Below are 17,929 nucleotides of genomic sequence, written 5' to 3'. Positions count from 1 at the left end.
CGATCTGTCTTTTCCCGGATATGATGAATTCAATCAAAAGAACATTTGAGGGAGGACATGGGCATGAAAAAATTAATTAGTCTTTTATGTACAGCGGTGCTTGTCATTACACCGATGGCAGATGTCAGCGCAGAGGCGAATAACAGCAGTACGATTGAGGCACGGGCGGAGCAGATCGCCACGCAGATGGTGCAAAACTACGGTGTCACCAGTGTGCAATATGCGATCATGGATGAAGGAGAATTCATTTTATCAGATAGTGTAGGACTGCACGACAAGGCATCACAGAAGCCAATAGACAAGGATAGCATGTATGGCATAGGCTCGGTTAGTAAAATGGTTGTTACGGCAGCCGCCATGAAGCTGGTTGATTCCGGAAAAATAGATCTGGATGAGCCGCTTACTTCGTATATTAAGGACTTTAAGATGGCAGATGCGCGATATACGCAAATCACACCGCGCATGTTGATGAATCATTCATCTGGTCTTTACGGAACTCATTATGGAAACAGCATGTTGTTTGACGATAATGACAGCCGCAATCATGATGAACTATTGCTCAAACTTCAGTCCGAAAAACTGAAATCCAAACCTGGCGAATACTCCGTCTACGCCAATGACGGTTTTCAATTGCTTGAAATCCTGGTTGAACGGGTGAGTGGGTTAAGCTACAGCGAATATATCGCCAAGTACATCAGCGAGCCGTTGAAGTTGGAATCAACGAAGACACCACTAGATTCCTTTGACAGAGCGCAATTATCCGAAACCTATTGGCCTACACTTGAGATGACGATGCCTACCGAAAATGCAAACATTATCGGCACAGGCGGGGTGTACTCTACCGCAGAAGAATTGAGTCAATTCGGAGAGGTTTTAATGGGGAACCGACCCGATATTCTGTCCGAATCTGCTGTGAAGGCCATGCAATCTCATGAATATCGGAAGGGCATATGGGTATCTGATGAGCAAAATACGATCAATTATGGCTTGGGGTGGGATTCGGTTGAGCTTGCACCTTTCAGCGATTATGGGGTTACCGCGCTTGCCAAAGGCGGGGATACCATGTTGTACCATGCCGTGTTAATCACTATACCTGAACATGATATTTCAATGGCGGTCCTATCCTCTGGCGGATCTTCCGTCTACAATCAGATGTTTGCCAGCAAAGTGCTGCTGGACGTTCTGGAGGATCAGGGCATCATCAACGATGTTCAGCCTGATCAGACATTCTCACCACCTGTCAAAGTGAAGATGCCAACAGAATTAAGCGCGTACTCCGGTCTCTATGGTACGGTAGGAGAGACATTGGATATAAAGATCAATGATGGTGAGATGCAACTGCCTGCCTTGCTGGGAGGAATTATTCCTGAGCAGAACTATGTCTACACAGGTGACGAACATTTTACAAGTGCGGATGGCAGTGTAAAAGCTAGCTTTGTGAAGGAACGTAATGAAAAGGTGTATGTTAAAGTTCAGGCGATTATAACGTTACCCGGCATAGGTCAGACGGTGATGAACACGTATGATTATCAAAAACTGGATCATAATGCGCTTGACGCAACAACCAAAGAGAAATGGACAGCTCGTGACGGCTCGAAATATTACGCGTTGGATGAAAAAATAACGTCGATCTTCTATCTGCTTCCATCGATGCTGATCAAGAACCTGTCTGTTGATGCCCAAAATGGCTATGCTAATGGCACACAAATCATGGATGCAAACAACGCAGATAATATCGCCGAGATTCCTGTAATGAACGGAAGAGACGCGTTTGATCTGCAATTTTACACAAAGAATGGCGCCGAGATTTTGATCCAGGATGGGCAAGAATACATTGCCGAGGATGCGATTACTCCAATCTTTGGTGGGAAAAAAGGAATTACAACTATTCCGGCAAACGGTCAAGCGCGGTGGTATGCGATCGACGCCCGATCGGGTAACAAATCCATCAAGGTGGATTCTCCGAAGACCGGAGGTTATGCAGTGTATAATGATAAAGGTGAAATGGTTGACTTCTCTGTAGCAACTAAACAGGAATCGACGAAGCTCCCAAAAAGTGGTTTTATCGTTTTTGGTGGGGATGCCGGTGATGTATTCCAGATTGAATTAAAGTAAAGCAGGGACTGCGTTACAAAATTGTCGTGCGCAACTTGTCACATAAATAATGTCGTATTCAGAAAGTCGCCTTATGGCGGCTTTTTTGACTTTTTATTAGAATAATTTAACAATTTGGTAACTATTCGGCCTCACTGCTCGTTATATTTATGTAGTTATATATCAGGCTCATTTTTAACAGGAGGAATTATTATCTATGATCAATAGACATAAACGTCAAACGACTAAGCAATGGAAAAGAAGAGCAGGCAGACCCATCGTTGCAGGTCTTACTGCCGGAATGTTGATGGTTCATGGAGTCATCGGCGTGTTGCCATCTCAGGCACATGCTGAAGCATCGGATGTATCCATCCGTAACTGGTATTCCTATCAGCGAATCACTGTACCTGAACTGAAACCTTCTTGGACAGCAAAAGTAGATAACTATTTGAGTATGAACGAGACGTACATCGGAGCTAATGCCATTGCAGAAGAAGGCAAAGTATTTACGTTTGCTGGATCAAAGTTGATTGCACTTGATGCGACAACAGGTAAACGGCTGTGGACTTACGGCAAAGAACTGACACCTTATATTACCTATCAAGGCGGCGTCCTCTACGGACTGACCAGTGATCACAAGCCATATGCCTTGAATGCAAAAACAGGCAAAGCAAAATGGCAGTCAGGAACATCCACATGGATTGATACGGTTCAACGTGCGGAAGCTCTGATTCCAACAGCGGATACCCTCTATGTTATTAAAGGAAGTACAACGTTTGCACTGGATATCCAGTCAGGCAAACTGCGCTGGAAGGCAGATGAGCCATTAGGCGAAGGTCATGGTACTGAATATCTTGAAGAGTCTAATGGTATTGTACTGAGAACCTTTTTTGTCCAAGGGGCACTTACATCCGTTCAACTTAATGCATATGACAAGAAAACGGGCAAGAAGCTTTGGGGGCATTTTGGTCAGGGGGAAGCTATTCAGATCAAAGACGGTCTTGTGTATTCGGTGGATTTTTATTCTCCAATGTTGGAAGATGACGAGTCTTCACCTGAACGCAAATGGAAAGTCAATGCGTACAACCTGAAGACCGGTGTGTTGAAAGGAAGTCAGGAGTATAGGTGGACCATGCCTGGTGACCCACCGTATACGAATGGTAGAGGAGGTATACTTGTCTATAAAGACAAACTGTACATTTCGCAGGGGGACAACATAGCGGAGTATTCGTTGAATACGACCAAGTTGGAAACTACGCCAATTCGAACGTTTCACCAACCTTACGGGGACAAAATGGAGTTACTTGGCATTGTACAGGAACGGCTGGTGTACAAGAACCTCGAGACAGGTGAACTTAAAGGCATTAAGCTGGCTAACGGTCAGGAGGTGCAGTGGCATGGTGATGCCCCGGTTTCTCAGATTGATGTTTACGGTAAAGGAATGTATCGAGCGCAACGTAACGGCACCTTGCTTGCCCTCAACATGATGACGGGTCAGCCAGCTTTTCGAGTCTCTACCGGGGGAGACCTGTATAATAAGACATTGAAGACAAATGGAATGATCATCATCCAAGCCGAAGGCAAACTTCTCGGCGTCAAGCTGCCAGCATCGCTGAAATAATCGATTCAGAATAAAATCATGGGAGAAGACCGGATCAGGGCATAACTCGCTTCTAATCCGGTCTTTTTTATTTTTGTGCGTAAAACACTGCAAAGTCCAAGTATTTGTACATGCAATCTGCCACGCCAAACCCAGCTTCCTCCAACCACATCAATTGATCCTCCAGCGTGGCATTGATATCCACCTTGCGTCTTTCGATCGAAGCCGAGATGGCTTCCTCAGACAAACCACTTTGATGTATCGTTTCTAACCAGCGCTGGCGGTAATAGGTGTCCGTATCGGGGGTTCTTCCCTGAACTTGATCTGCGTTGATGAAACATCCACCTGGTTCTAACAACTTGTGTACAGATTCAAACACCTTTTTCTTGTCAGCGTGGGGCAGATGGTGAATAGACAGGGAGGAAATAATCATATCGTAGGAACTGGTGAAATCGTACTTGGAGTAATCCCCGATCACATACTGTACTTGGTTTGCATCAGCAAATCTTCGACGTGCTGCTTCAAGCATTTGATCACTAATATCGATCAGGGTTAATCGTGCGTTGGGATACTTTTGCAGGACCAATCCGGAGAGCAGTCCCGTTCCTGCACCCAGATCAAGAATACGCGGAGAATCGAGCGGGCTTTCCATGAGATCCAGAGCTATTCCATAAAAATCATCAAAGCAAGGGATAAGCTGCTTTCGCTGCACATCATAATCTTGGGCTACCTTATCAAACAGCTGCTTTACTGAGAATTCCATGTGCTTATCACTCCTTGAGGTTTTCTCCATATTTTACAAACTGGAAGGGATCAAGGGAAATACTGATTATGGATAAACTCATAGGTTGGGCCTATAGGTTTCGAGTTTCTGCCATGGGTAATAACATGTAAGCGCAGAATATAGACAGGGAGGAATGAACCTGATGTTTCAACCACGTTCTATTATGATGAGTATCTCGTTAATCGTTATAGTTCTAACACTTGCAGCTTGCTCTGGTAGTAATCAACCTTTGCCTAGCCCTCAACCATCAATGCCAGTAGGTGAAACAGAAGACGCGATTGAAACAGAGCGTCCACAGACCGAAAGTTTTGAAATGTTGACCGCAAATGGCAATCAATCACTAGAAGCGACCTTGCAACAAGGAGAAGGATTTTCCTTGTACGTATTTGAGAAATTCACATTTGATGCTGTTAAAGGCCGTCTGTCACTGATTAGTAACGCTGACTATTATGTGGATATTGAACCACTGCCTTCGGAGTATAATCTGGCAGAACTGGAGACAGCGGGTAAAGAAGAATTAGAAAAAGCCGGTAAGGTATCCGATTATAGTGGAGAACTGGTAGAACACCCCCTTGGTTATGCCGAGCTCTATCTTCAGGCCTCTGGTGAAAAAGGCATTAGCGATTATATGGTCTGGAAATCAGAAGAAGGGGATGCATTTCTATTCCGTCTTCATAATCCAAAAGGAGAAGAGGCATCTGATTTCGCCAGTCCGGTCCTTGTTTCGTTATCCACAGTTCAGGGTGATTCGTAACTTAGATGACTATAAATTTTTCAACGAAAGTCGCCAATTGGCGGCTTTTTTACTTATGCAGATTGCACGGAAAAGTTGCGAGACGATGTATTCACTTCCATTTGACTTAGAGTACGCTCTAGGGTGTAGACTTTGAAGAAGAAAAAGAAGAAGAAGAAATATTGCCAAGGAGATGAACAGAATGACACAGGAAAATAATATTAGAACTTTACAACATAAAATGGACTCTGGCTTCAATCATAACAGTACAGCGGAGGATGTATTGAGAGATCTGGACTTATCAGGACAGCTTGCTATTGTAACGGGTGGATATTCGGGTCTCGGGTTGGAGACGACACGTGCGCTTGTTAATGCGGGAGCCCGTGTAGTGGTGACTGCACGTCGTCCAGCGGTTGCGAAGGAAGCACTTTCTGGTCTGGAAGGTGTTGAAATAGATGCATTGGACCTTGCTGATTTATCCAGCGTTCGTGCTTTTGCCGAGCGGTTTCTGGCGAGTGATCGGAACATTGACATGCTGATTCTTAATGCGGGCATCATGGCTTGCCCGGAGACGCGGGTTGGTCCTGGCTGGGAAGCTCAATTTGCAACAAATCATCTGGGCCACTTTGCCCTGACTAATCTGTTATGGCCAGCACTCGCTAGTCAGGGGGGAGCACGTGTTGTTTCCTTGGCATCAGCGGGACATCATTTCTCACCTATTCGTTGGGATGACATCCAATTTGAACATGGCTATGAGAAATTCCCTGCCTATGGACAGTCCAAAACAGCAACGATTTTATTCAGCGTTGAGCTGGATCGTCGAGGTGCAGAGCACGGAGTACGGGCTTTCTCAGTTCATCCAGGCGGAATTATGACACCACTACAGCGTCATATGCCAAAAGAGGAAATGATTGCGCTGGGCTGGATTGATGAATCTGGACAAGTGGCCAACCCTGCGTTCAAAACACCTGAGCAGGGGGCAGCGACGCAAGTCTGGGCAGCAACTTCACCTCAGCTTGAGGGAAAAGGTGGTGTCTACTGCGAGGATTGTGACCTCAGTGAATTGGCTCCAGAGGATGGAGGTTTCTATGGGGTCAAGAAGTATGCTATCGACCCCGAACAAGCTATTCGTTTATGGGAGCTATCGGCCAATCTGACTCAAACAGACATAGTACTCTCATAATCATGTAATTTTCTTGTCCACGAGATAACGGTAGTTGCATGAGAAACGCCTTGCGGTATTCATCCGGCCTAGATGCTGGTTCCGCAAGGTGTATTTTTTATTTATTTTTTGAAAGAGAAATATTTAGTTTCATGAAAAACTTTCATATATCTTTAAGTTGAAATTAATCGTACCCTCATCTATTTCATGCTTAATAGAGAATAAGCTACGATACATTACATCATACATAAGGAGAAACGCCTATGAAATTCAAGAAAAAAATCGGTACGGTCAGGAACCGTCTGGTAGCATCATTTTTAATCGTATTGTTGCTTCCCAGTCTGGTTATCGGAGGATTCGCCTATTTCACCGCTAAACAGCAAGTAGATACACAACTAGCCAACATGGCCAACACCGACATATCGCTCGTTAGCAGCATGGTCAACCAATACATACAAGCTAAACAATCAGATGTGGGTCTCTTAGCCGAATCCATTACATCTACAACTCCTGAAGCCGCATTAAAAGCCTATACCAATAACCATTCGGAGGTCGAATCAGCTATTTTTGTAAACAGCGACGGACAGCATGTGTCCGCTTCTTCCAGTCAGAGCAAGCCGGGCAACGATAAACCTCTGGAGAGCGAATTCTATACAAAGGCGATGGCTGATCCAGGACAGGTTGTTCTGACGGAGCCGTTCACTTCGGAAGAGTCGGGTAACACGGTATTGACCTTAGCGAAAGCGTCTAGTGACAGCAAGTCAGTCGTCGCTGTAACCCTTGATTTAAGCACTCTGCAAGAGATTGTAGGCCAGATCAAAATTGGAGATAACGGCTTTGTCGTCATTTTTGGCGCGAATGGCTCTATGATCGTAACTCCGCCATGGGGAACTGAAAGTTCTCAGGGTGAGGATGCGGCAAATGGTAGTGCAACACCGCTCAACTCCTCTTCTGATGCAGAACAAGACACCGCTCAAGGTGATGGAGGACCCGGGACAACGATGTTTGAGGGCGACTCCGGCCAAATTGAGCAAAGCTCTCCTGAAGGAGAGACACGTCAGCTCGTCTATATTACCAATCAGCTTACGGGCTGGAAAATCGCAGGAGATCGCTCACCGATCGAGATCGTGCAAGCAGCCAAACCCATTTGGAACAATACATTAATGGTCATCTCCGTGTTTGCCCTGCTAGGGATAGGGATGACAATCCTGATCGTGCGTTCGATCACCAAACCGCTCAAAACATTAAATGATGTATCTGAGGAAGTCAGTCGGGGAGATTTGACCCAAAGCGCAGCCATTCATTCAAATGATGAACTCGGTCAGTTGGGGGATGCCTTCAACCTTATGGTCGGTTCCCTGAATTCCATTGTATCCGAGGTGAAGAATTCATCTAATCAACTGGTCACTGCTTCGGAACAGTTATCCGCTAATGCGGGTCAAAGTGCTACAGCAACAGGACATATCGCTGAAACGATTGAACAGATGGCGGAAGGCGCTGACAGACAGGTGGCGCTGGTTGAAGCGAGTCTGCGTACTATTCATCATGTGGCGGAACAAATCGGTCATATCGCCAATAATGCCTCAGCGACAGCTTTAGCTACAGAACATGTAACGGAGAAATCAAAAGAGGGTGGGCAGGCCATCAATGGCGCTGTGACACAAATGGGAACCATACACCATTCCGTCAATCGTGTGTCGGATGGCATTAACCATCTGGTTCAGACTTCGTTGGAGATCGGGCAAATCATCAAGGTGATCTCAGATATCTCCCGTCAGACCAATTTACTGGCTTTGAATGCTTCCATTGAAGCTGCACGGGCAGGTGAACACGGCAAAGGTTTTGCTGTTGTAGCCAGAGAAGTAGGTGCACTCGCGGAGCAAGCTGCTGATTCAGCGAAGCAAGTCACCACACTAATTGGGAGCATTAACGAAGGAATCCAGCATGCGGATCAATCCATGATTGAGGCGATTGGTGAAGTTTCCAAAGGGATGACCGTGATGAATACGGCGGGCCAGCTCTTTGAAGAAATTACCTTGTCCGTGGATATGGTGAACAGCAAAGCCAGCGAAGTATCCACCATGGCTGATGATATCGTTCAAGAAACCTCCCATGTGGTGGCGAAAATCGAGGACATTTCTCATGTCTCGCGGGAAACGGCGGAAGGAGCGCAAACGGTATCTGCGGCAACAGAGCAACAACTTGCTTCAATGCAAGAGATTAGTTCATCTTCATCTTATCTGGCTCGCATGGCATCACGTCTTCAGGAACTCACGGAAAGGTTCAAAATCTAAAGAGAATGCGATTAATTATTGTGAAAACAACATAATTTCAAACAAAATCTCCTATTTAGCATATAATAAAGAAGGAGCATCTTATTTTCGCGATGATGCAATCATTTCTTTATGAATTCAGGGAGAGAAAATCATGAATATTTTTGAGCATCAGATACCTTTGGAAAAAGTGAAATTCAATGAACCGTTAAAAAATCACACGTTTATAAAAATTGGTGGTAACGCAGATATTCTCATCCATCCAACAACGATAGACGAAATCACAAAAATCGTAGAAATTGCCAACTTACATCAGTTACCTCTGACGGTCATTGGAAAAGGCTCAAACGTTATCATTAAAGACGGGGGCATCCGGGGAGTAACGATTTCTCTTAGCCACTTCGATCAAATTAAAGTGAGTGAGGACAGCATGATTGCGCAAAGTGGCGTTGATATCATTGATGTATCCAGACTTGCTTTGGAGCATAGCTTGACCGGTTTGGAGTTTGCTTGCGGTATTCCCGGCAGCACGGGGGGCGCACTTTACATGAATGCGGGTGCTTATGGCGGTCAGATCGCAGATGTTGTTGAACGTGCGACTGTGATCACCAAAGACGGCGCAGTGTTGGAGATCCCGCGAGAAGAGATGAAGTTTGGTTATCGAAATAGTCTCTTCAAAATGGATCACTATATCATACTGGAGGCCGAATTCGGGCTCAAAAAAGGAAACAAGGATGAAATTGCAAGCAAAATGAAGGAATTAACGTTCCTGAGAGAATCCAAGCAGCCGCTGGAGTACCCTTCTTGTGGAAGTGTATTTAAACGACCCGAAGGACATTTTGCCGGTAAACTGATTCAGGATTGTCACTTGCAGGGTACTCGCATCGGAGGTGCTGAAATCTCCATGAAGCATGCAGGTTTTATCGTAAATGTGGATCACGCTACTGCCCAGGATTATATGGATCTGATCCAATTTATTCAGAAGAAAGTCTATGATACGTTCCAAGTTGAATTGGAAACCGAAGTAATCTTTCTGGGAGAATAGCTTCGATGATGTAAGAAGAGCCGCCTTTTGGGCGGCTTTTTTGCTTATCAACTTATTCATGACTTGGAATACTTTCAAGCCCCATGCCTCGTGTCTGCTTGAACACTTTTCGCTTAAATAAGGAGACGACCAATTGATATTGAAGCAAAATCAGTATGAGGATCAGGATTAGAATCCACCAGTGGATCTGGAACGGGATATAATCCCCGGTTTGTAATGAGATTATGCGCAAGATTGCACGTGCTGCCAGAATCGCAAAAGGTACAGCAATCAGATACAGCAGGACAAATAGCGGTTTGTATACATCAATGAGCGTACGGTTAATGTCTCGATGGCTATATCCAAGCAATCGAAGGATATGCATATCCTTATGGCTATCCTGAACGTTAAGCAAAATGACTAGATATATCAGCAGGAAACCAACAAGAATCCCTGCCACTTGATTAATGACAGCACTGGATTGGCTCGATACTGCATCGCTACGCAGAGCAGCTAACTTGTTCTCGGCAGTAACCACTCGTGCATTTGAGTCCTGAGCACTATCGTTACTGTATTCCCCGTTATGCATGAAGGGGCTAACGTTCATCCACCTCGCTAATTGTGTTTTGGATGTATAGATTGTATCTGCTTCACCATTTCGGCTAATCTCCCGAACAGAGATGTTATGCGGTTGATGATTAATGATCAGTTGAACGGTATCTCCGGATTGGATGTCATACAACGAACTGGTCGCCTCGCTCACCACAATACCATCTAGCTCAGCAGGCAGAATGGGGGTGTTGTCATGATCCATGAGTTGCACCTGTGTTCCCTGGTCGTCCATGCCGACCAACTCTACTAAGAATTTTTGCCCCTCAACTCCCATAAGCTGGACGGGCTGCCTGAGGTAGTACATGCTGGAGCTATGCGAGGTTACTTCATCTTCCCTCAGATCCGGATAACGGATATCGTACATGTAGTGCATGCCTGTCGTCTGCGATTCCAGGGCGGCACCACTTGATTGATACAACGAAGAACTCATGATAAATAACAAGGTCATCAGAAAAATTGCTGCTGCACTTAAGAAAATGGCGTTCCATTTGCGAAGCACGACGCGCAGAGGAAGCCTTAAGCGTTCCGGCAAAAGGCTAATTACGGATTGAAGAGCTGTCGTTAATCTTCCATTCGGAAGAGGCTTAATCGCGTTATGCATGACATCAAAGGTCTCTTGGCGCAAAAAAGGAACGATAGACATCCAGGTAACCAGCACCGTTCCGATAATAGGAATCAAAAGCCCAAACAAGATAGAACGGAGTTCAAGGCCTCGTTCCCAGAAGGGGAAGGAGTACATTTGAGCATACGTATGGATTAGGACAGAGGAACCGAAGAAACCCAAAACCATCCCGACGAGTCCTCCTGCTGTCGATATGATCAGTGAATAAACGAGTGGTGCGTGGCTGATCTGTCTTGCCGTATATCCCATTGCCTTGAAGCAACCGAAATCTTGACGGTGAAGACGGATGAAACGGGTGTAGAACATGTAGAAGATAAACAAAGTAATAAGTGTAAACAAGAAGAGGAAGCTCTGGGCCAGACTTTGATTGGAATCGATTGCGGTCAGTGGTTCCGTGCTGCTCTCAAGTCCAGAATCGAAAGCCAAATATGAGAAGGCGGGGTCACTACTTAAGCGCACTTCAGCTGAGCCGGAGTCCACATCTGGTTTGAACTGTGCTGCATAATAGCGCTCTTCCTGTCCGTTTATCTTATGGTACACATCAGGGGTAACGACACCGAATGTCGCTTGATTGTAATCTTGCTTCAGGTCATTGAAAGGAATAAATGATTGGTAGTCTGGCAAAAACATGGAGCCAACGATGGTGAGATTCTGATTTCCCATGGTAATCGAGTCTCCTACAGTCAGGGCATGCTTATCCATATACTGCGGCATTAGGGCAACTTCCGTAGAAGCTGCCGGCAGTCGACCTTCCAATAGGTAAGGTACATTTAGCATCTGGGGTGGAGCGAGCAGATAATAATTTGTACTGTCTTGTGTAACTTTTTTGAATCTTTTTTCCTCAATAATAGCTTCTGTATGTATCTCCTCTAACGTATGTAAACGATCTGCATCTTCTTGCAATTGGAAGCGGAAATCCTCCAGATGTTGTGTCTCAACGTATTCTTGAATATGAACCTGATTACGATCCACCGAGAATTCCACAAAAAAATACATAAACGAAGTCAGCACAACCATGAGAAACAAGAGGATGGTGTATCCACGGTTTTGCTTCAATAAACGGTACACATGCTTGTTAAGATAGCGCATTAGTCTTCCGCCTTCCCATTGTGAGTATATCTATGCCCAATGCATCTGTGCAGCAGTAATTGGGTGCTCGTTCAATCGATCCTGATAGATGGAGCCGTTCTTGATTGTAATTACGCGCTGAGCAGTTTTGGCAATTTCAGGATTATGGGTGATGAACACAATGGTCACTCCGTATTGCTGCCGGGCAAGATGAAGAAGCGCGATCACATTTTTGCTGTTCATCTCATCCAACGCACCCGTGGCTTCGTCGCAGAACAAGATACGAGGCCTCTTAATTAATGCACGTGCAATGGCTACCCGCTGCTGTTGCCCACCAGACAGTTGACCGGGAAACTGATTCAGTATGTCCTCAATCCCCAGAAGGGCAGCTAGCTCCTCAACCGTGTGGCGTTCACTTGTTCCAGAGAGCCCAATGTATATATTTTCACGAACCGTAAGATGAGAGAGCAGATGGTACTGTTGGAAAATGTACCCCAGATGCAGTCTGCGAAAGTTGGCAAGTGCATCCTCGTTCAGTTCAGCAATGTCCTGGTTATTGATGAAGACGTGACCATTCGAGGGTCTGAGCAGTCCTGACATCAGGTTGAGCAGTGTGGATTTTCCGGAGCCACTTGGGCCAATGATGGCTGTAAACTCACCTTCAGCGAGATCCAGACTGATATTGCCTAGTATCATTTCATTTTTCTTAAAATGTTTCGTTACGTTCTGAACGGAGATGGCGATGTTCATCTTACACACTTCTTTCATAAAGATGAATTTGGATGAAATCAAGCTGTTCGCGAATAAAATCTTCAGTTAGATCGGTAGACAGGGCAAGCACTCGTAGTCCCTCCAGGAAAATAACAATATGAGCAGCAGCCGTGCGGCTTGCCTCAACCTGTATTTCACCACGTTGGACCCCATAGTCGATCAGTCGACTGAGCTCCGTGATGCTATGTTCCTGTTGGCGGTGAAGCAACTCACGATCCTCTGCATTGCGGTGTGACAAATAATACTCATACGCCGCAGTCATAATACTGTCATTGATCTCAGTTAGATCGATCCGTTGACTTGTCCAGAATGCATCCATGATCTGCTGAAATGGCATATGTGCTTTCATCTGAGCTGAAAAAGCTTCTTGCGTCTGTTTGTTGTTCTCCATCAGTAAGGCTCTGAATATCTCCTCTGTAGAGTTGAAATATCGGTAAAGACCGCCGCGGCTAATTCCGCATTGCTCCACAATATCTGTCATCGTGACAGCATGGAATCCTTTTCGAACAAATACCTGATGTGCACCTGCAAGGATCATCATTTTTTTGGACAACGATTTCTGAGTCATAGCTTCCTCCCAATGTTGTAAAACCGAAAAGTGACACTAATGTCGCTTTTTGATCATTTTATGACACCAATGTCGCTTTTGTCAAATGAAAGTGTTACCGATCAGGTGGGGGACATAAGTATATCTCCAGTTGCATTGGCACAGTAAAAAAACAGCGGCATTCGAAGACTTTCATGTACGAGTCTAAGTTGCTGCTGTTTTACGGTTAGAGAATAAATAGTTAACTGGATTTTGGATCATCTGCGGTTCGATTGGCCTTCACATATTTGAGCTGCGCAACGATGATGACACTGATGATGACCAGCAGGAACCACGAACTGATCTTACTAAAGCTAACCAGTTGCCATGCATCATGCTGATCTGGATATTTCCAAGCATTGAAGAATGTAGCGATATTCTCGGCAGTCCAGATGAAGAAACCAACAATGATAAAAGCCAGCGATAACGGCATTCGATAGGTCGTTGCTCGTACCCGGTAGATAATCCAGGTTTTCCAGAAGACAATAAATACAAGCGCCGTCAGCCACCAGCGAAAATCGGGAATAAAATGATGAGTGAAAAAGTTGATATAGATGGCTGCTCCGAGCAGAATGGAAGGTGCAAAGCCAGGCCATCCGGTCATGTCCATTCGCAATCTTCGCCATACTTGACACATAAAACTGGCTACACTTGCATACATGAATCCACTATACAGAGGGACACCCAGGATTTTGGTGTATGCTGGCTCAGGGTAAGACCAAGATCCCATCCATACTTTATAAATCTCCAGCACCAGGCCTATAATGTGAAATACACAGATGACCTTGATTTCATCCCGGGTTTCCAAGCCGCTTCGATACATCAGGTACTGCACAGCAAGTAATACGAGCAGAATGGCATCATACCGATGAAGGAAAGGAATAGGAATTACGCTGGACAGGGCCAGTGTTCCAAAGATCGCTACGGGAAATATACAGCTCATGGCCTGATGATAGCCAAAATGAAGTAGTTGTATTAGAGATTTCAAGTTGAGTTAAACTCCTTTCCAAACATGTTGGAGCAAGATTCATTTAAGATTAAAGGTTCTTCATCACGGGCGTTTTTGCCTACACTTCATAATATAGATATGGTCCATGAATAAAAAGAGAAAAAAACGGGCAAATCTGTTCTTGTTTTCAAACCTGAATCATCATGAGAATGCTCTATAAGAGGCGACAGGGTCACTCCATGTATATTCTCTTCAGGTTATGTTAAAATGAAATTCGTACAATTACATTAGACAAGGAGGCCGCTATGCAACCAATTAAACCTCAAGATATTCAGCTCCGGATCAATGATCTTGCTGATCAGGACTTATACGTACATCTAGAGCTTACGTCAGGTGCTTACGCACAACACATGGACAGTAATAAACATCCAGCATCGGCATTCATTACTAATGCGGCCATACGATATACGCAGGGATCCATTTCAGGTACAGGTCCATACCGTGTTGGTCTGAAAACGACGCAGGGATGGCTTTACGCCGAAGGTCTTACACATATTGATGAGCAGGAACAAGAAAGACTGATTCTCGCCGGTCACGACAGCCAAGGTAAACTAGTTGTGGCGTTACAATTAAGCCGAGAGATGTTCTGATGAAAGCGGAGGATTGAATAACCATGAATACTACACACAACGAGCAAGAGCATGAGCGCATCTTGGTGGTGTATCCACATCCAGATGATGAAGCTTTCTCTGTATCGGGAACGTTAGCCAAATACATAGATGGCGGTGCCCATGTAACCTATGCTTGTCTAACCCTTGGCGAGATGGGGCGCAACATGGGGATTCCTCCATTTGCTAACCGAGTGACGTTGCCTGCCATCCGTAAACAGGAACTCATCGAAGCTTCTGAAGCGATTGGTATTCAGGACCTGAGAATGCTGGGTTTCCACGATAAAATGCTGGAGTTCGAAGACCCACAGTTACTGGAAGACACCATCATGTCGCTACTTAAAGAATTAAACCCCACGCTGGTCATTACGTTCTATCCGGGGTACAGTGTTCATCCCGATCATGATGCAACAGGAGCCGCTGTTATACGTACAATCGCTAAACTTCCTGTGGATGAACGTCCGATTGTTCACTGTGTTGCGTTCGCAAATAATCAGGAACAGTATATTGGCAAACCGGACGTATTTGTTGACGTATCCGAATTTTTGGATCGGAAAATGGCGTCCATTCGTGCCCATCGTTCACAATTCCAGGCAGCAGAGCTTGTAGGAAATCGTGAGCTGAATAATGAAGAAATCAAGAAACGTTTTGGCAGAGAAACATTTTGGACCTATCCATTTGAATAATATGTTACTTAGAAGTCGCCTATATGGCGGCTTTTTTTGTTTTACATCACAATATCGACACAAAAATGTAGCGTCTATAGCCTAATTGAGCTATATGGAATAAATATCATTTTAAGTACACTGTGATCAGGATAGTGATAACGCTTCATTTATTATGTTGCTTCAATGGATGAGGAACATGGAGAGTTGATTTTAAGTGGAATGGAGGGATGGTGTGTACAACCAACGTATATTTTGGATTAACGTAAGACCCGTTGAATACATTGCCACAGTAATAAGCAACTGTAACCAGAAGCCGGAATTGCGCGGTTTGAATCATGAGTAATCCTCAGGCAGGATTGGGTGCATTCGATATTTGTAAGAAGAGTCGGGTTACGGGTTTACTTTTTCTAATCGGAATGATGATGCTCCTACTATCCCTTCCGCACGGTGCAGTCATGGGCTCTTCCGGACATCGTGATCTCATTCCCCTTCAGCCTATGATTGACCGATCTGCACCTGGAGAAGTCATTGAACTTACATCAGGTCGTTATTCTGGACCCGTGACGATTGACAAGAACATCACCATTCAGGGTGATGTTACGGTCATAGTCGTGAATGAGGAAACCACTTCTACAATAACTATTCAGTCGGATGGGGTGAAGTTAAGCGGGTTTACGATTGAGCATAATGCGAATGAACAGACCGCAGCGATTCAGGTTGAAGGGAAAAACAGTGAAATCACGGATCTGCACATTCAGACCCAAGGGTATGGGATGATCATCCGGAATTCGAGTCAGGCAACGATTCAGCGGAACAACATTACGTGGGCCGGGTCTGATTCTGCTTCCAGTGGCCAGAAGGGCAATGGCATTGATCTGTACAACTCCCATGATAGCTACATTGAAGCCAATGAGATCACCGGCATGAGGGATGGAATCTATCTGGAGAACAGTCGCAAGTCTATCGTGCAAAATAACAGGCTGTTACATACAAGGTATGGCATCCACTGTATGTACATTGACGGCTCTTCTGTCATGGATAATACCGGAGAAGAGAACATGACAGGTGCCATGATTATGGGCGTCAAGAATACGGTAATCTCGGGCAATTCTTTTCGCAAACAGAGTACTAATGTTCATTCCCAAGGCATTCTGTTGTATGACGTGCATCAATCCTCAATTCATAACAATGTGGTGGAGGGTAATCGTGTCGGCATGAATATTGCAGAGTCATCGGGCAATGAAATCCGTGGCAATGCGGTGCTTCGGAATTTTGTTGGCATCCAGCTTGTTCTGTCAGAAGCTAATGAGTTTACACGTAATCAATTGGTGTCTAATGTCATTGAAGCTTCGGCGCTGGATAGTCCCAATAATGTCCTCATGGAGAATTACTGGGACTCCTTTCAGGGGCTCGATCTGAATCAGGATGGAATCAGTGAAATATCCTATGCCATCAATCCTTTTTATGAGCAACTGGTCAGTCGAAATTCAGCATATCAGCTCTTTTTTCAATCACCGGGTATGGTCTTTCTGAGTGACTTATTTACAGAGGGCAGAGAACAATGGACTACCGACGATTCGCCACGAATGAGCATGGATACGGGATCTGATCTGAACATGTCAGTGGAAAGGGTAGCAGGTTCCAATGTGGTGTGGATGCTCGGGTTAGTTCTGTTGGGTAAGGCAACTTTTATAATCATCTATATGGGGGTATTACGAAAATGAACAAAAGCTTGAACAGAAGATGGTCCATGGTTATGGTACTTATGTTTGGCATGGTATTGTTAACCGCTTGTGGAACAAAATACGCGGCATTGCCGATCAATGAAGACGTGGATATCTGTGCGATCTGTAAAATGCAGGTGAAGGACGATGCATATGCAACACAGCTCACTACGAAAGACGGCCAAAATTACAAGTTCGATGACATCGGCTGCATGAACCAGTGGAAAACAGAAAATGGCACAGATAACATCGGTATGGACTATGTACGTGATTATAATGACAAGGAATGGATTGAATTCAGTAAAGCCACGTATGTGTACGACGCTTCATTGCGTACGCCTATGGCTTATGGAATTCTTAACTTTAAGGACAAGCCTTCGGCTGAAGCTTTCATTGCAGAGCAAGGTGTCGGAACCATTATGACCGCTGAGGATCTTGCCTCCCATGACTGGAAACAGAACACAGAGAATATGGACATGATGGGTGAACATGGGCATGGTGAGCACGGACATGGTGAAGAAGGAGACGGTAATGAGATGCATCAGGAAGGTGAGATGAAAGAAGAGTCAGGCCACTAGGAATGACAATAGA

The 17,929-nt window shown here is 45.0% G+C and carries 15 protein-coding genes; 10 read left to right on the top strand and 5 right to left on the bottom strand.

What is annotated here, in order from left to right; genetic code table 11:
• Window positions 1–63: 63 nt before the first annotated feature.
• A complete protein-coding gene (locus tag MKX68_RS27025; RefSeq protein ID WP_340914783.1) occupies window positions 64–2,115 on the top strand; it encodes a serine hydrolase domain-containing protein in 2,052 nt (683 codons plus the stop codon).
• A 196-nt stretch (window positions 2,116–2,311) separates the two neighbouring features.
• Window positions 2,312–3,715 (top strand): PQQ-binding-like beta-propeller repeat protein, encoded by a 1,404-nt coding sequence (locus MKX68_RS27020; RefSeq protein WP_340914780.1) that lies wholly within the window; start codon window positions 2,312–2,314, stop codon window positions 3,713–3,715.
• A gap of 67 nt (window positions 3,716–3,782) precedes the next feature.
• Here the strand turns inward: MKX68_RS27020 and MKX68_RS27015 are convergent, their stop codons facing one another.
• Entirely contained in the window at window positions 3,783–4,457 is a 675-nt protein-coding gene (locus tag MKX68_RS27015) for a class I SAM-dependent methyltransferase (RefSeq protein WP_340914778.1), read from the bottom strand.
• A gap of 163 nt (window positions 4,458–4,620) precedes the next feature.
• Here MKX68_RS27015 and MKX68_RS27010 point away from each other — a divergent pair, with 163 nt between their 5' ends.
• The 4 genes from MKX68_RS27010 (at window position 4,621) to murB (ending at window position 9,691) form a co-directional block, all read left to right on the top strand.
• Window positions 4,621–5,232: a hypothetical protein gene (locus tag MKX68_RS27010; protein ID WP_340914777.1), complete on the top strand. Its 612-nt coding sequence runs from the start codon at window positions 4,621–4,623 to the stop codon at window positions 5,230–5,232.
• 181 nt (window positions 5,233–5,413) lie between these two features.
• Window positions 5,414–6,394: an SDR family NAD(P)-dependent oxidoreductase gene (locus tag MKX68_RS27005; protein ID WP_340914775.1), complete on the top strand. Its 981-nt coding sequence runs from the start codon at window positions 5,414–5,416 to the stop codon at window positions 6,392–6,394.
• A gap of 242 nt (window positions 6,395–6,636) precedes the next feature.
• Window positions 6,637–8,667: a methyl-accepting chemotaxis protein gene (locus tag MKX68_RS27000; protein ID WP_340914774.1), complete on the top strand. Its 2,031-nt coding sequence runs from the start codon at window positions 6,637–6,639 to the stop codon at window positions 8,665–8,667.
• A gap of 115 nt (window positions 8,668–8,782) precedes the next feature.
• Window positions 8,783–9,691 (top strand): UDP-N-acetylmuramate dehydrogenase, encoded by a 909-nt coding sequence (murB, locus tag MKX68_RS26995; protein ID WP_445671132.1) that lies wholly within the window; start codon window positions 8,783–8,785, stop codon window positions 9,689–9,691.
• 52 nt (window positions 9,692–9,743) lie between these two features.
• Here murB and MKX68_RS26990 read toward each other — a convergent pair whose 3' ends face one another.
• From MKX68_RS26990 to MKX68_RS26975, 4 genes are all read right to left on the bottom strand, one after another.
• Window positions 9,744–11,993, bottom strand: a complete 2,250-nt coding sequence (locus MKX68_RS26990) for an ABC transporter permease (protein WP_340914772.1) — start codon at window positions 11,991–11,993, stop codon at window positions 9,744–9,746.
• A gap of 30 nt (window positions 11,994–12,023) precedes the next feature.
• Complete coding sequence (locus MKX68_RS26985) at window positions 12,024–12,722, bottom strand: ABC transporter ATP-binding protein (protein WP_340914771.1); 699 nt, start codon at window positions 12,720–12,722, stop codon at window positions 12,024–12,026.
• Between the two features lies 1 nt (window position 12,723).
• Window positions 12,724–13,311 carry a TetR/AcrR family transcriptional regulator gene (locus tag MKX68_RS26980; RefSeq protein WP_340914770.1) on the bottom strand — a complete coding sequence of 196 codons (588 nt, stop codon included), beginning with the start codon at window positions 13,309–13,311 and terminating at the stop codon, window positions 12,724–12,726.
• A gap of 220 nt (window positions 13,312–13,531) precedes the next feature.
• On the bottom strand, window positions 13,532–14,317 hold the full coding sequence (locus MKX68_RS26975; protein WP_340914769.1) for a DUF817 domain-containing protein: 786 nt from the start codon (window positions 14,315–14,317) through the stop codon (window positions 13,532–13,534).
• A 266-nt stretch (window positions 14,318–14,583) separates the two neighbouring features.
• Between MKX68_RS26975 and MKX68_RS26970 the strand changes: the two genes are divergently transcribed.
• The 4 genes from MKX68_RS26970 (at window position 14,584) to MKX68_RS26955 (ending at window position 17,916) form a co-directional block, all read left to right on the top strand.
• Entirely contained in the window at window positions 14,584–14,928 is a 345-nt protein-coding gene (locus tag MKX68_RS26970) for a YojF family protein (protein WP_340914768.1), read from the top strand.
• Between the two features lie 23 nt (window positions 14,929–14,951).
• Window positions 14,952–15,632, top strand: coding sequence for a bacillithiol biosynthesis deacetylase BshB2 (bshB2, locus tag MKX68_RS26965; protein WP_340914767.1), 681 nt, complete (start codon window positions 14,952–14,954; stop codon window positions 15,630–15,632).
• Window positions 15,633–15,949: 317 nt separating this feature from the next.
• Window positions 15,950–17,338 (top strand): right-handed parallel beta-helix repeat-containing protein, encoded by a 1,389-nt coding sequence (locus MKX68_RS26960; protein ID WP_340914766.1) that lies wholly within the window; start codon window positions 15,950–15,952, stop codon window positions 17,336–17,338.
• Window positions 17,335–17,916, top strand: a complete 582-nt coding sequence (locus MKX68_RS26955; RefSeq protein WP_340914765.1) for a nitrous oxide reductase accessory protein NosL — start codon at window positions 17,335–17,337, stop codon at window positions 17,914–17,916. Before MKX68_RS26960 ends, MKX68_RS26955 begins: the two co-directional genes overlap by 4 nt.
• The last annotated feature ends 13 nt before the right edge of the window (window positions 17,917–17,929 follow it).

The sequence above is a fragment of the Paenibacillus sp. FSL M8-0212 genome (genome assembly GCF_038004645.1).
GTDB lineage: Bacteria > Bacillota > Bacilli > Paenibacillales > Paenibacillaceae > Paenibacillus.
This window is presented reverse-complemented; position numbering and strand designations above follow the sequence as displayed.

What these genes read in the sequence shown, in the direction of transcription:
- MKX68_RS26955 (WP_340914765.1), top strand. Translation starts at nt 17,335, where the DNA reads ATGAACAAAAGCTTGAACAGAAGATGGTCCATGGTTATGGTACTTATG.
- bshB2 (WP_340914767.1), top strand. Translation starts at nt 14,952, where the DNA reads ATGAATACTACACACAACGAGCAAGAGCATGAGCGCATCTTGGTGGTG.
- MKX68_RS26960 (WP_340914766.1), top strand. Translation starts at nt 15,950, where the DNA reads ATGAGTAATCCTCAGGCAGGATTGGGTGCATTCGATATTTGTAAGAAG.
- MKX68_RS27025 (WP_340914783.1), top strand. Translation starts at nt 64, where the DNA reads ATGAAAAAATTAATTAGTCTTTTATGTACAGCGGTGCTTGTCATTACA.
- MKX68_RS27015 (WP_340914778.1), bottom strand. Translation starts at nt 4,457, where the DNA reads ATGGAATTCTCAGTAAAGCAGCTGTTTGATAAGGTAGCCCAAGATTAT.
- MKX68_RS26990 (WP_340914772.1), bottom strand. Translation starts at nt 11,993, where the DNA reads ATGCGCTATCTTAACAAGCATGTGTACCGTTTATTGAAGCAAAACCGT.
- MKX68_RS26970 (WP_340914768.1), top strand. Translation starts at nt 14,584, where the DNA reads ATGCAACCAATTAAACCTCAAGATATTCAGCTCCGGATCAATGATCTT.
- MKX68_RS27010 (WP_340914777.1), top strand. Translation starts at nt 4,621, where the DNA reads ATGTTTCAACCACGTTCTATTATGATGAGTATCTCGTTAATCGTTATA.
- MKX68_RS27005 (WP_340914775.1), top strand. Translation starts at nt 5,414, where the DNA reads ATGACACAGGAAAATAATATTAGAACTTTACAACATAAAATGGACTCT.
- MKX68_RS27020 (WP_340914780.1), top strand. Translation starts at nt 2,312, where the DNA reads ATGATCAATAGACATAAACGTCAAACGACTAAGCAATGGAAAAGAAGA.
- MKX68_RS26985 (WP_340914771.1), bottom strand. Translation starts at nt 12,722, where the DNA reads ATGAACATCGCCATCTCCGTTCAGAACGTAACGAAACATTTTAAGAAA.
- MKX68_RS27000 (WP_340914774.1), top strand. Translation starts at nt 6,637, where the DNA reads ATGAAATTCAAGAAAAAAATCGGTACGGTCAGGAACCGTCTGGTAGCA.
- MKX68_RS26980 (WP_340914770.1), bottom strand. Translation starts at nt 13,311, where the DNA reads ATGACTCAGAAATCGTTGTCCAAAAAAATGATGATCCTTGCAGGTGCA.